The organism is Luteolibacter arcticus (assembly GCF_025950235.1).
GTDB classification, from domain to species: domain Bacteria; phylum Verrucomicrobiota; class Verrucomicrobiia; order Verrucomicrobiales; family Akkermansiaceae; genus Haloferula; species Haloferula arctica.
Genome location: NZ_JAPDDT010000006.1, coordinates 122,719 through 136,557 on the forward strand (window position 1 = coordinate 122,719; position 13,839 = coordinate 136,557).

Below are 13,839 nucleotides of genomic sequence, written 5' to 3' on the forward strand. Positions count from 1 at the left end.
TTACCCCGAATCATCCATTGTTTTCCGGCCCTCGTAACTGATTTGATTGCACTCAAATCGTACCCGCGTGCGGTCTCGATCGCCGCCTTGCTGATTTCCCAAAAGCCATGAAAGCTCGCAAACTTGAATCCCGTGGTGGCGAGGGATTTGCCTTGGTGATCTCTCTCAGCCTGATGGTGCTCTTGGTGGTGCTATCGGTCGGGATGCTGACGCTTTCCAGCATCAATCTTCGCACTTCCACTCGTGATTCCGATGCCGCCGAGGCCCGCGCGAATGCCCGGCTGGCACTGACGATGGCCATCGGCGACTTGCAAACCTCGCTTGGTCCGGATCAGCGGGTGAATGTTCCCGGCGGTCAGGTCGCCAGTGACGAGTCATCGCCGCGCCGCCACTGGACCGGGGTCTATGACAGTTGGCAGGGCAATGGTGCCCGGCCAAAGACCCCGGTGTTCGTCCGTTGGCTGGTTTCGGGAAATGAGGCGGCACTGCGGAAGGAAGACGCCGCGAGTTCGGTCGACATCGGGGCAGTCACCACGGCGATCTTAAAGGGAGAGACAAAAGATCGCATCGAGGCGGGTCTCGTGCCCATGGATGATCGCGCAGCGCTGGCTTGGTGGGTGGGCGATGAAAATGCGAAGGCGCGCCTGAACTGGAGGGCGGAATCAGGTGCCACCATCGCGGAATGGATGACCTCCGCCCAGAGTGTGATTGCGCCTGGGCACCAGTCCTCGACTGCGTTGGCTGCGGTGGATCCGGCGGACGAGCGGTTGGCCGGTTTACCGTCGCTCACGACCGGGGAGTTGCTCGGGGCCACGCAATCGTCGCGCCCCAGCTTGCGCCATGACTTCACCACCTGGTCCCGCGGGGTGGTCGCCAACGTGCGGGACGGCGGTCTGCGCAAAGACCTCTCATTCTACTTGGAAAAGCCCGAGGCATCCCGGCCGAAGGAGCCGCTCTATCAGAAAGGCGGCGTTCATTTCGGCGAGCTGTGGGCCTACTACAACCTCTGGCGCAAGCTGCAGCCCGGTGGCGGCAGCCATCCCGACGGCGGCAAGCTCCCGTCGAACGCGCCGCTGCTCAGTGGACTCAGCGACCCGGCCTCGGAGGCCGCCAGTCCCTTCGGTCCCTACAATCGCCCGCTGATGATCCGCATCGGATGGATGGTGTCGCTGCGCACCGATCCTCCTGCCAGCGGCCAGTCCACTTACGGGCTCAAGATGGTGCTCGATCCGATCGTCACCCTGTGGAATCCCTACGATGTTTCGCTGCGCATTCCCAATGGTTCGAATCCCGATACAAGCACCCATATGACGGTGCGTTTGTGGGGACTGCCGTATGATGTGGGAATCTACAAGAATGGCTCGCTGGTCGGCGGCGCGCGCAAGCATTTCAACACCCTGGTGGGAGCGGACTCCCTCACCTCCCTGGAAATCGGCGTAGCCGGAGGTGACCCGCTGGCGATCCGTCCGGGCGAAGTCCTGATCTATTCCCAAGCGGGCAGCCAGGAACTCGACGGGGCTCGCGTCACCCACGCGCCGGGGCGACTTGGCTGGGGCCGAAAGGGAGGGTTCGTCATCGATCTGAAATCGCCTTACGCCGCCGGCGAACGCGTGACGGTGGACATGGAGGCCTCGTCCCGCCGGGGTGCTGCGGATTGGGGACTGGTGGAGTTCCTGGAATGGGTCGGCAGGGACCTCAATCTTCCCGGACAGCCGCGCTGGGCGGGCGGGATGATGGTGGATCGCACCGGGTTCGGGAGTGCACTTAATGCTAGCGCGAATGTGAAACTCTTCCCACCGGTGGGGAAGATCGACTTGGGCACGGCTGCCGAGATTTCCGGGAAAGCAGGCAAGAAGCCTGTCGCTTTCTTCTCGTTGGCGATGCGTACGGAAGAGGACGCCCGCTTGCCTGGCCGGTTCCTTTCCCGTGTGACCCGTGGGGCGGGGGGGTATGACCTCCAGAGCCTGGACGATGCCGAACTGGCCAGCCAAGGGATGGAGGTGACGATGAAGCCTCTCGGCGGCAGCTTCGATAGCACTGGCTTCGACGTGCTGGGTGGAAGCGGCTTCTACGGCGGCAACTACCTCGCTTCCGCAGGCCAGCGCTACCTCATTGCCCAGTCGATTCCGCGCACGCCGATTCATTCGATCGCGGCCTTCCAGCATGCCGCAGCCAATGGCATCGGCGCGCTGAATAGCGGCGACGACGCCAATTACGTGCAACGCAAGTTGGAGCCGACGGTCGCGCAGATCATCGGCAACTCCCACGCGCTGCCGATTTTTTCGCCCTCGCGCGTCAGCGGCACTACCAATGGCGGCCTGCAAGCGATCGATCATTCCTACCACGCGAATCTGGAGCTATGGGACCGCTGGTTCTTTTCCTCGATCGCTCCGCACGAGTCGCCCGCTTATGTCGAGGCGAACAAGGTCGCCGGACAACGCCAGGTGCTTACCGATTTCGTCGAGCGCAAGGCCCCGCTCGCGAACCCGCGCATGGGCCTCTACGCGGGCAAGCAAACTCCGGAGCCAGTCGAGGATTTGTTCTCCGGCACCAAGCCCCGCACCGACGCGCACCTGCGCTCGGCTGCCCACCTGATGATCGACGGCGCGTTCAATGTGAACTCCACGAGCGTCCAGGCCTGGACCGCGATGCTCGCCAACCTTCGCGGCCGGCAAATTCCCGTTGCCTCGCCGCAGGGCAATTCCGGTGGCATCAACTGGACCACGCCCGCCGAGACGAATCCCATTCCCGCGTTGCTCGTGCCCGGATCCTCTTCCCTTGATGAAGAGGATCTCGCCAATACCGATCTCGAGGAGCAGTGGATGGGCTTCCGCAGTCTCGACGACGAACAACTTCGTGAACTTGCCGAGTCGATGGTGGAGGAGGTGAAGACCCGCGGTCCGTTCCTATCGCTCGCAGACTTCGTCAACCGCCGTCCCGGTACCGACAAGGAGCTGGCGAAATGTGGCGCCTTGCAAGCAGCGCTGGATGAGACGGTGAACGAGACGTTGACCAAGGGTGCGCGCTCCGTCGCGCAATCCGACTTGCCCGCCGGCCTGCCGTTCAAGGAAGCGGAGGAGGGTGCCCGGGCTGCCGGCATGGCGGGCTATGTCGACCAAGCGGACATTCTCACACGTCTCGGGCCTATGATCACCGTCCACTCGGACACCTTCACCGTCCGCGGCTATGGAGAAAAACGAGACGAGGCCGGCAAGCTGCTGGCCAGCGCCCGCTGTGAAGCCGTGGTCCAGCGCGTTCCGGAATACCTCGATACGAGCGACTTGGCCCATCTCACAAGGGCCCAGCTTAAAAGCGAATTGAACAAGCGCTTCGGCCGCCGTTTCGACATCGTTTCGTTCCGCTGGCTTGGCCGGGACGAGATCTGAACCGATCATCCATCATGCGCTCCATTCTCATTCTTCTTCTAACGCTCGCCTGCGCTCGCGGGCAGGGGGCCGGAACACCAGGCGAAGGACGCGGGCCAAAGGTCCGGCTCTGTGCCTTCGTGTTGCCGCCGGGCGACTTCGACTTTGCCCTCGGCGGTGACAAGATCGAGCCGGTGGAAGTCGAGATTCCGACCAATGGCTTCAGCCCGCCGATCATCGCGCCGGCCCGCGATTGCAAGCTCGGAACCATTGGCAAGCCGGGCCCGGATGGGAAGCGGCTCTTCAAGGCTATGTTCTCCTTGAGTCTTCCCGATCCCGGCAAGGCCTTCCTGGTGCTGCTGCTGCCGAAAGGCAACACCTTACAGTCAAAGGTCATACGTGCCGATGATCCGGCGATCAAGGAAGGCGATCTCCATCTTTTCAATCTCGCCGAGGCTCAGGTGGCGCTCCGCTTGAACGGTGCCGCGACCCTTCTCAATCCAAACGCCATGGAGCGGGTGAGCCCGCCGGTGGTCGCCGATGATGCCACCTATCAGGTCGAGTTCCATGCGAAGATCAAGGACGGGACCAAGCTGTTCGGAGCGACCCGCTGGGGTGCCGCGCCGAACCGACGTGCTTTCATCTTCGTGTTCAAGGATCCCAAGAACAGCCGCTACACGTATCGTGCCGTCGAGGAGTTCACGACGTGGACGAGCGAAGGGCAGGGGGGAACTGAAGAATTTCCAGGAGTTGCGAGGGGTCGCCCAGTTTTTGGGTTTTTCTGGGCGGCCCCTTGCACATCTCACCTAGACAATGCGGATCGTGGGTGCCGCCCACGCAGGCGCGCGGTGAACTTCCGGGCCGCCCCCAGGGAGGCAATGATTAAAGGCGGACCCGATGGGCGGTCTGTTAGAGGTTCGGATCCGTCGAGTCCACGGGTATCTTGTTGGTCATCTAAATCCTAAGATTGTCCATCTTTTTCCATGAATCATCCATTGTTCCGGCCGCTCCGTTTCTGATCCAATGATAACGAATGACGGTCGCGGTTTCCCGCCGCGCCTCGCCTCGCCGCCGCCCCCGTTGGAACTCCTTGTTGAACCGGTCTTCCGTGCCCTCCGATAGTTTTCCATTGCGTGAAAAGCACTGGCCAAAACCCGGAAACTTCGAACGCGGTCATCTCGGCATCGGATTCCTCCAGTATCTCAAAATTCCGATCATCCCATGAAAAAAACTCCTCGTTTCATCCAGCTCAGCATCCTTCTTGGATCCAGCTTCCAGACCACGCACGCCGCGGACAACACTTGGAATGGCAGCGCCAGTGCCGAGTGGGGCAACGCCGGCAATTGGACCGGTGGCATTCCTGACACCGTCACAGAGCGCGCGGTCTTCAACGGGACCGGCGGCCAGAATGCCGTGACCTTCGCCGCCGCGGTGGGTGGCGGAACCGGCTTCAATGGAATCCTGGTGGAAGGGACCCAGGCATCAGCGCTTTCGATCGACAACTCGACCGGCGCAGCCCTGAACTTCCGGTTGGCCGCCTCCTCGGGCATCACGATCAACTCCGGAGCGGCGGCATTCTCGCTGGGCACAGCCGGCGGCAATATCACCCTCGTGCCACAAACCGCCAGCATCTTCACCTTCCAAAACGATTCCTCCAGCACGGCGACATTGGGCAATAAAATTACGAGCGTGACGGGAGGCGGTAGCGCCGCCTTCAAGATGCTCTTCACGGGCACCGGCGATTGGCAGGTGGATGCCCTAATGAGCCCCGGTGGCGGTGGTGGTACTCCATTCATCACCAAGGAGGGTGGGGGCACGACGACACTCTCCGGCGCGAACGTCTATACCGGCGCGACGACGATCAATGCCGGGACCCTCAAGGCGGGAGTGGTTTCGGTGGGCAATGCGAGCGGCGCTTTCGGCAAGTCCTCGGCAGTGACGCTGGCCGATGTGTCGGGCGCGACCCTGGACATCACCGGCTTTGACACCGAGATCGGTTCGCTCGCCGGTGGTGGAGCGACGGGCGGCAATATTACCTTGGGAGCTGCCACGCTGACCACCGGCAGGAGCAATACCGATACCGCCTATGCCGGCGTCATCTCCGGCACGGGTGGTGGCTTGATCAAAATCGGCACTGGCACCCAGACTCTGTCCGGCGCCAACACTTATAGCGGCACGGCGACCGTCAGCGGTGGAACACTCGCCTTCGCCGGGGCTTCCAGCTTGCCCGCAGGCTCATCCTTGGCGGTGGGCGGCGGCGCCATCTTAAGTCTCGCGGATGGCACGGCGCACACCCGCAGCCTCACCGGTCTGAACTTGGCGTCCGGTTCTATCCTCAGTGTCGATTGGACCGGTGCTGCCACCGATACCTTGAGTGCCACGGGGGCCGCGGTGACATCCGGACCGGGAGTCGTCACATTCCGTCTCAATGCTGCCACTCCCACAGGGGCAGGCCACACGCTCCTGCACGCGGCGAGCGGACTCAGCGGCGGCAACTACGTGATCGCCAATACGACCGACTTCACCGCGGCACTGAATGTCACGGACACCGATGTGACGATCGGCTCCTATGCCGCCTCCGGCCCTCTCGCCACAGCCTATTGGTCCGGTGGCAAGGTTCCGGGTGCGCTCAACGCCATGGCGCTATCCACGGGTTCGCTCAGCAATTGGTCGTCCTCCGCGACTTATGCGGCGACCGGGCTTATCCCCGCCGCCGCCACCGATATCATCTTCTCCACCACCACCGGTGCGTCCCAGCAGGGTAGTGTCGTTCTTGGTGCGAACCTCTCTGCAAACAGCCTCACCTTCGCCGACACCACTCCGGTCACGATCACGGCCGATGGCCATGGTATCACGCTGCTCAGCCCGGGCACGGGTAGCGCCAGCGCCATTCATGCCACCGAGGATGCCACGATCCATTCCCCGGTCGTGCTGGGTGCCTCGCAATCGTGGACTGTGGCAGCCAGCAAAACCCTCGCCGTCGCAGGAAGTGTCTCGGGTGCCTTCGGCCTCACCAAGTCGGACAGCGGCACCCTCGCGCTCTCCGCTGCCAACACCTATTCGGGCGGTACCACCCTTGGCGGCGGCACCCTCACGTTCTCCCACCTCGGTGCCCTGGGATCGGGCAATGTGGCGCTGGGCAACAATGCAACGCTCAAGGCGGCCAGCGCAATCAATGGCAACCTGACCAGTCTCAATACCCTCTCCGTGGCTCTGGGTAGCACGGGGACGCTTGAGATGTCCAACGGGGCGACGAACACCAGCCTGGGCACGGGCGTGATCACTGTGGATGGCACCCTGAAAGTGAACCGCTCGGCCGGCGGTGTCGCTACCAATACCTTTGCAGGTGCTCTGTCCGGTGCGGGAACCTTGGAGCTCGGCAGCCCGATCGCCGTTGCGACCGGTGTCGGCAATACCCCCTTCCGTCGCAGCACCTTCAGCAGTGCCACGGCGTTCGACAATTTCACCGGCAACATCCATGTGAAGAGCGGGGCCAACCTGGCCCTGTTCAACGGGACGCTGCTAAGTGCCAACAGCAATGACATGACCATCGATGCCGGCGGATATGTCAGTGTTGCCGCCGGAGCAGGCACAACCGTCATCGACGTGTTGAACGGCTCCGGGGCGCTCATCAAGAATTCGAGCACGGCTTTCGCGACCGTAAGTATTGCCAGCGGCAATTTCTCCGGGGTCATCGGGACCGCCCCTTTTGGCGGGACCAATCCCGAGCGCATGAATCTTGTCAAAGCCAGCACCGGCACTCTCACCCTGAGTGGGGTCCACGGCTACGGCGGAACCACCACGATCAGCGACGGCACCCTTGAGATCTCGGGCGCGGGCAGCCTGCGGAGCGGCAACTATTCCGGTGCGATCTCGAATGCGGGGACGCTGCGGTTCAACAGCACTGCAAACCAGATTCTCTCCGGGACCATCAGCGGAGCGGGAGTTCTCGTGAAGGACAGCACGGGCATCCTCACCCTCACCGATACCGCCAGCAACTACACCGGCACCACCACCATCAACGCCGGCACCCTGCGGGCGAACAACGCCAGCGGCTCCGCCACCGGTACCAACACCGTCACCGTCAAGTCCACCGGCACTCTCGGCGGCACGGGCGGCGTCAGCGGTGCCGTGGTACTGGAATCCGGCGGCACGCTCGCACCAGGTGAGTCCATCGAGTCGCTCGCAACCGGCGATCTCGCGCTGCCGGTCGGTGCTATCCTTGCCGCGGAGATCAACTCGTCCGGTACGCCTTCCGCGGACGTGGTGAATGTCACGGGCAATGTCACCTTGGGCGGTACTCTGGCCGTCACCGATATCGCCGGCACTCCGGCGGCCATCACCCTCGGCACCAAGCTGACGTTGATCACTTACAGCGGCACGCTGGGCGGCACCTTCAGCGGCTTGGCGGAAGGGGCGACCTTCACGGTCGGTCTCAATGCCTTCAAGATTCGCTATGCCGACAGCGCTGCGGTGACCCTCGAAGCGGTGACGGTGGGCGGCGGTTACAGCTCGTGGGCGAGCACCAATGCACCCGCGCAGACTGCCAATCAGGACTTCGACGGCGACGGGGTTGCCAACGGCGTCGAGTATGTCCTGGGTGGATTGGCCACTACCAACGATCTGAGCAAGCTGCCGACCGTTTCGGTCGCGAACGGCGACCTCGTCTTCACCTTCCTGCGCGATCAGGATTCGAAGACTCCCGATACGTCGGTGGTCATCGACGTGGGCACCACGCTCGTGACCTGGCCGCTGAACTTCACCGTCGGCAACAACACCGCGGGTTCCACGATCGGGGTGACGGTTACGGACAATCTCAACGGCACTGACACCGTGAAGCTGACGGTCGCCCAAGCACCGGACGCGAAGAAATTCGCCCGCTTGCGGGTGGAGGTCGCGCCCTGAGTCAGATATTTCGCGGCTAGCGCGATGAAATAGATTTCCCGTCGAGGTCAAGAAGGGAAGGAACGGTGCCGTGCGGAGTAGTCCGCGCGGCACTTTCGCTTCATCGGACCGGAGGTGACGAGCGCCGTGGGCGGGACGAACCTTCGCTCTTTCAGGAGTCTTCCGAGAAGGCGAGGTGATCTGTTAGAGGCCTCTTTAAATCCCCGGATTGTCCATATTTTTCCCCGAAAAGTCCATGGATTCACACAGTCGAGATGTAATACAACTAAGGTTGAATCCAGGCTGTCGACGCCCGGGATTCGCTTGGGGAATTCGAGCATTTCCCAGGCAGTCGCCCCGCCGCTCTCCCCCGTCTGGCTGTCGGCATGTGCTCCCGTTAGAACCAACAAGACCTCAAAACCCGTGAAAAAAACTCCACGTTTCATTCGACTCAGCATCCTTCTCGGATCCGCTTTCCAGACTACACAGGCTGTGGACAATGTTTGGAATGGCAGCGCCAGTGCCGACTGGGGGAATGCCGCCAACTGGACCGGCGGTCTCCCCGATACCACCGCCGAACGCGCGACCTTCAATGGGGTCGGCGCTCAGAATAATGTCACATTTGCCGCTGCGATCGAGGGAACTGGATCGGCCGGTATTGGAGGGATTCTCGTCCAAGCGGGGCAGACCTCGCCCCTGACGATCAACTCGACGACCGGTCTGTTGAATTTCCGTTTCGCCTCCTCCACGGGCATCACCATCGAGTCCGGTGCAGCGGCTTTCTCGATGGGCACCAGCGGTGGCAACATCAGGCTCGTACCTCAGACGACCGCTACCTACACCTTCCAAAACGATTCCGCCAACACCGCAACCTTGGGCAACAAGATCACGAACACGACCGGGGGCGGTAATGCCAACTTCACCTTGGCGTTCACGGGTTCGGGCAACTGGCAGGTTGATGGACTGATCAATCCTTCCACGAGCACTGGCCCCTCGCACGTCACCAAGAGCGGCACCGGCACGACCATCCTCGCAGGTGCCAACACCTACACTGGCACCACCACGGTCAACGCCGGCACCTTGCGGGCAGGCGTGGTTTCTGCGGGCGGTACGAACGGGGCCTTCGGCAATGGAGCCGCATTGACATTGGCGGACGTGGCCGGAGCGAACTTGGACCTCGCGGGCTTTGCCACCGATATCGGCTCCCTCGCCGGCGGCGGCACGACCGGCGGCAATGTCGCCTTGGGCGCGGGCACCCTGACAGTGGGGCGCAATAACACCAGCACCGCCTACGCCGGCACCATCGCCGGGGGCGGGGGCTTCACCAAACTCGGCACCGGCACGCAGACACTCTCCGGCCCGAACACCTACACCGGCACGACCACGGTGAATGCCGGCACGGTCAAGGCCGGCGTGGCCACAGTCGCGGGTGTGAGCGGCGCGTTTGGCAATAACTCGGCGGTTGTCATGGCGAATGCCGCCGGTGCCACTCTGGACCTCAATGGCTTCAACACCCAGATCGGAAAACTCACGGGCGGCGGCTCGACTGGCGGCAATCTCACGCTGGGGTCGGCTAGCCTGACCATCGGCAGCGGTAGCATCGACCTCGCGGGAACCTATGCCGGTGCGATCAGCGGTAGCGGCACCCTTTCGTTCCAAGGCAACCACACGGCAGCCAGTTCGATTCTCAGTTCGGTGGGTCTCACTGGTGCCAACAGCGGTTTTACCGGGCAGTTGAGCATCGCCGGCGCGCGCATTGGCGCCACCACCCAAGCCACTTTGGGCAACGGCACCATCACCATCGGTACCAATGGCCAGCTTTTCGCCTCTGGCAGTGGGACCTACACCAACAGTTTCACCTTGAACGCTGGCAGTGGATGGTTGGAGCCCACGATCGGCAGTCTGGGAGCTATCCGTCTGGACACCGCATCGACGATTTCAGGCACGATCACGCTCAATTCCAACGCCAGCATCGGCTCCAATAGCGGCACTAACACCATCTCCGGAGCCATTTCGGACGGCAGCGGCAGCAACCTGCTGACCAAGGTCGGTGTCGGGACAATCGCCCTCAGCGGAGCGAACACCTACGCGGGCGGGACGAGAATCAATGCGGGCACGCTCAGTGTGGCCAACATCGGCACGGCGGCTAGCTCCAGCAGCAATCTTGGCGCGGCGGGCGGCATCAGTCTGGGCAACACCACCGTGACAGGCGCACTTCGCTACACCGGAACTGGGGAAACCACGGATCGAGCACTGACATTTGCCGGAGGCACCGGCGGTGCCACTTTGGATCAATCCGGGTCCGGATCGCTGGTCTTGACTGGCGGGTTCTCGATTCCCGGGGCGGCTGCGACGGACCAACGCAAGACTCTCACCCTGCAAGGTTCGACGGCGGGCACGGGAGAAATCACCGGGACCATTGCGAACGCGGCGTTGGGAACGGCGGGGCAGTTGGCTACCTCCCTTACCAAGAGCGGCACGGGTATTTGGACTCTCTCAGGCTCCAACCTCTACACCGGAGCCACCACGGTCAGTGGCGGGACACTCGCCTTTGCGGGCCCCTCCAGCTTGCCGACGGGATCCATCTTTTCGGTGGGCAGTGGCGCCACCTTGAGCGTTGCCGATGGCACCGCGCGCGCCCACACTCTCGCGGGACTTAACTTCGCGTCCGGCGCGATCCGCGTCGATTGGGCAGGGGCTGCGACCGATACCTTGACCACCTCGGCTGCCGCGACGACGTCAGGGGTCGTCACGTTCCATCTCAATGCGGCGACGCCATCGGGATCAGGCCACACGCTCCTCCATGCGGCGAGCGGACTCAGCAATGCCACCTATGTGCTGGCCAATACGACGGGCTTCACCGCGGTTCTGAACGCGACGGACACCGATGTGACAATCGGTTCCCTCACGCCTTCCAGTCCCTTGCCTACTGCCTATTGGTATGGCGGCCAGCTTGCCGGTGCCGGCAATGCCATGGCGCTCTCCACCGGTTCACTCAGCAACTGGTCATCAGGCCCTACCCTGACGCCGACCGGGCTTACCCCCGGAGCTTCCACGGATATCATCTTCTCGACGACCGCCGACGCCGTCGAACAGAGCAATATCGTCTTGGGTGCCAACATGGCAGCGAAGAGCCTCACGTTCGTGGATTCCACTCCGGTCACGATCAAGCCCGATGGCGGCCACAACATTACCCTTCTGAGCAATGGCACCGGCGCTGCGAGCGCGATCAACGCCATCGAGAGCGCCACGATCAATTCCGCGGTCGTGCTCGGTGACTCGCAGTCATGGACGGTCGCCCCCGGCAAGACTCTCACCGTGGGGGGCGGAGTCTCGGGTGCCTTCGGCATTACCAAGGCCGACAGCGGCACGCTCACGCTCGCCGGGGCCAACACCTATTCGGGGGGGCTCACCATTGCCGGCGGCACGCTTGCCATCTCCCATCTCGGCGCACTGGGAACAGGCAATGTTGATCTCGCGAACAACACCACCCTCCAAGTCAACACCACCGGCAACCTGACCGATGCCAACACCCTTTCGGTGGGCACCGGCAAGAGTGCGCTCGTCAACTTTGCCGGAAGCGGTGCCCGCTCCCTCGGCTCGGGCAACATCAATCTGGATGGCACGTTGCGAGTCACCCGCACCTCCTCCGGAGTCGGCGCTGTAAACTTTACCGGTGCCCTCGTCGGAGCCGGAACCCTCGAGGTTGGCAATACCCAGTCCAGCACCGCTCCCGGCCCTGATGGCCAAGGTCGCTTCAATATCACCAATGCCAACGCCTACAATTCCTTCACCGGAAACGTTCACGTCCTCGATGGCGGCAACCTGACCCTGTTCAATGGCACCCTTACGGGCCAGGATCTCACGATCGATACCGGTGGCTTTATCTCCCTCGTGGGTGGCAGCACAACCACTGTGGGAACTCTCGGTGGCGGCGGCTCCATTACCAAGAATACCGCGGCTAGCATCTCCACCCTGAGCGTTGCCGACGGCACTTTCTCCGGCGTGATCTCGCAGAGCCTCCTTGGGGCCACCGGCACGGTGGCGCTCACCAAGACGAGTCCCGGCACCTTGACACTGACCGGTCCCGGCGTGGTGCCTACCGCCAACAGCTCGTTCTCCGGCGACATCACGGTGAACGATGGCAAGCTGATCGGCGCGGCCCTCCGCACCGGTTCCAACACGGTCTTCGGTAGCGCGAGCAATGCCCGCACGATCACCGTGAACAGCGGCGCGACGCTGGAGTTCCAAGCGCCGAACACCTTCGGCAATCACAACACCACCAACGTGCCCTCCCTGGTGGTGAGCGGTGGCACGGTCACCAACTCGGATCCCGCGGTCAGCAATGCGATCAACAACGCGCTGAACAACGTGACCTTGAACAGTGGCACCCTGACTTCGACCACGGGAAGCGCGTCGCCACTCGATGCTCCGAGAGATGCCGAAACCTACGGCTCTTGGAACATCAATGGCACGGTCACTTCGACCGGGACCTCGCTGATCAGCACCACCGCCGGTAGCAATGGCCAAGTGATGCTCGGTAGCGCTGGTGCGCATACGACCTTTGCGGTCACCAGCGGGACCCTGACCGTCTCCGCACCGTTGATGAGTGGAGACAGCGCCTTCGTCAGTGGCTTGACCAAGACGGGTGCCGGCACGCTCACGCTTTCCGGAGTCAATGTCTACACCGGTGTCACCACCCTTAACGCGGGCAAAGTGCTGGTGAACAATGCCAGCGGTTCCGCCACCGGTACCAACACTGTCACCGTCAAGTCCACCGCCACCCTCGGCGGCACTGGCGCTGTGGCGGGACCAATCGTCGTGGAATCCGGCGGTACGCTCGCCCCGGGCGAGTCCATCGAGTCGCTCGCGACGGGTGAACTGACGCTGCCCGTGGGTGCTATCTTTGCCGCGGAGATCAACTCGTCCGGCTCGCCTTCCGCGGACGTGGTGAATGTCACGGGCAATGTCACCCTGGGGGGCACCCTTGCCCTCACCGACATCGCCGGTGCCCCGGCGGCCATCACACTTGGCACCAAGCTGACGCTCATCACCTATACCGGCACACTTGGCGGCACCTTCAACGGCTTGGCGGAGGGTGCTACCGTGAACGTCGGCATCAACAACTTCACGATCCGCTACGCCGACAGCAATGCGGTGACCCTGGAAGCCCTCGCACCTGCCGGCGGCTTCAGCTCATGGGCGAGCACCAATGCACCCGGGCAAACCGCCAATCAGGATTACGATGGGGACGGCGTCGCCAACGGCGTCGAGTATGTCCTCGGCGGATTGGCCACCACCAATGATCTGAGCAAGCTGCCGACCGTTTCAACTGCGAACGGCGATCTGGTCTTCACCTTCCTGCGCGATCAGGATTCGAAGACTCCCGACACGTCGGTGGTCATCGACGTGGGCACCACGCTCGTGACCTGGCCGCTGAACTTCACGGTCGGCAATAACACGGCGGGTTCCACGACCAGGGTGACTGTCACCGACAATCTCAACGGCACCGACACGGTGAAGCTGACTATAGCCCAAGCACCGGACGCGAAGAAATTCGCCCGCCTGCGGGTGGAGGTCGCGCCCTGAG

At 62.8% G+C, this 13,839-nt stretch carries 4 protein-coding genes; all 4 read left to right on the forward strand.

Annotated elements, in window-relative coordinates:
* The first annotated feature begins 107 nt into the window (after window positions 1-107).
* The 4 genes from OKA05_RS15015 (at window position 108) to OKA05_RS15030 (ending at window position 13,838) form a co-directional block, all read left to right on the forward strand.
* Entirely contained in the window at window positions 108-3,386 is a 3,279-nt protein-coding gene (locus OKA05_RS15015) for a hypothetical protein (protein ID WP_264487983.1), read from the forward strand.
* Between the two features lie 14 nt (window positions 3,387-3,400).
* Window positions 3,401-4,330 (forward strand): hypothetical protein, encoded by a 930-nt coding sequence (locus OKA05_RS15020; RefSeq protein ID WP_264487984.1) that lies wholly within the window; start codon window positions 3,401-3,403, stop codon window positions 4,328-4,330.
* 256 nt (window positions 4,331-4,586) lie between these two features.
* The gene (locus OKA05_RS15025; RefSeq protein ID WP_264487985.1) at window positions 4,587-8,270 is read left to right on the forward strand and encodes a beta strand repeat-containing protein; all 3,684 of its coding nucleotides are present in this window, start codon (window positions 4,587-4,589) and stop codon (window positions 8,268-8,270) included.
* 402 nt (window positions 8,271-8,672) lie between these two features.
* Window positions 8,673-13,838 (forward strand): beta strand repeat-containing protein, encoded by a 5,166-nt coding sequence (locus OKA05_RS15030; RefSeq protein WP_264487986.1) that lies wholly within the window; start codon window positions 8,673-8,675, stop codon window positions 13,836-13,838.
* The last annotated feature ends 1 nt before the right edge of the window (window position 13,839 follow it).

What these genes read in the sequence shown, in the direction of transcription:
- OKA05_RS15015 (WP_264487983.1), top strand. Translation starts at nt 108, where the DNA reads ATGAAAGCTCGCAAACTTGAATCCCGTGGTGGCGAGGGATTTGCCTTG.
- OKA05_RS15020 (WP_264487984.1), top strand. Translation starts at nt 3,401, where the DNA reads ATGCGCTCCATTCTCATTCTTCTTCTAACGCTCGCCTGCGCTCGCGGG.
- OKA05_RS15025 (WP_264487985.1), top strand. Translation starts at nt 4,587, where the DNA reads ATGAAAAAAACTCCTCGTTTCATCCAGCTCAGCATCCTTCTTGGATCC.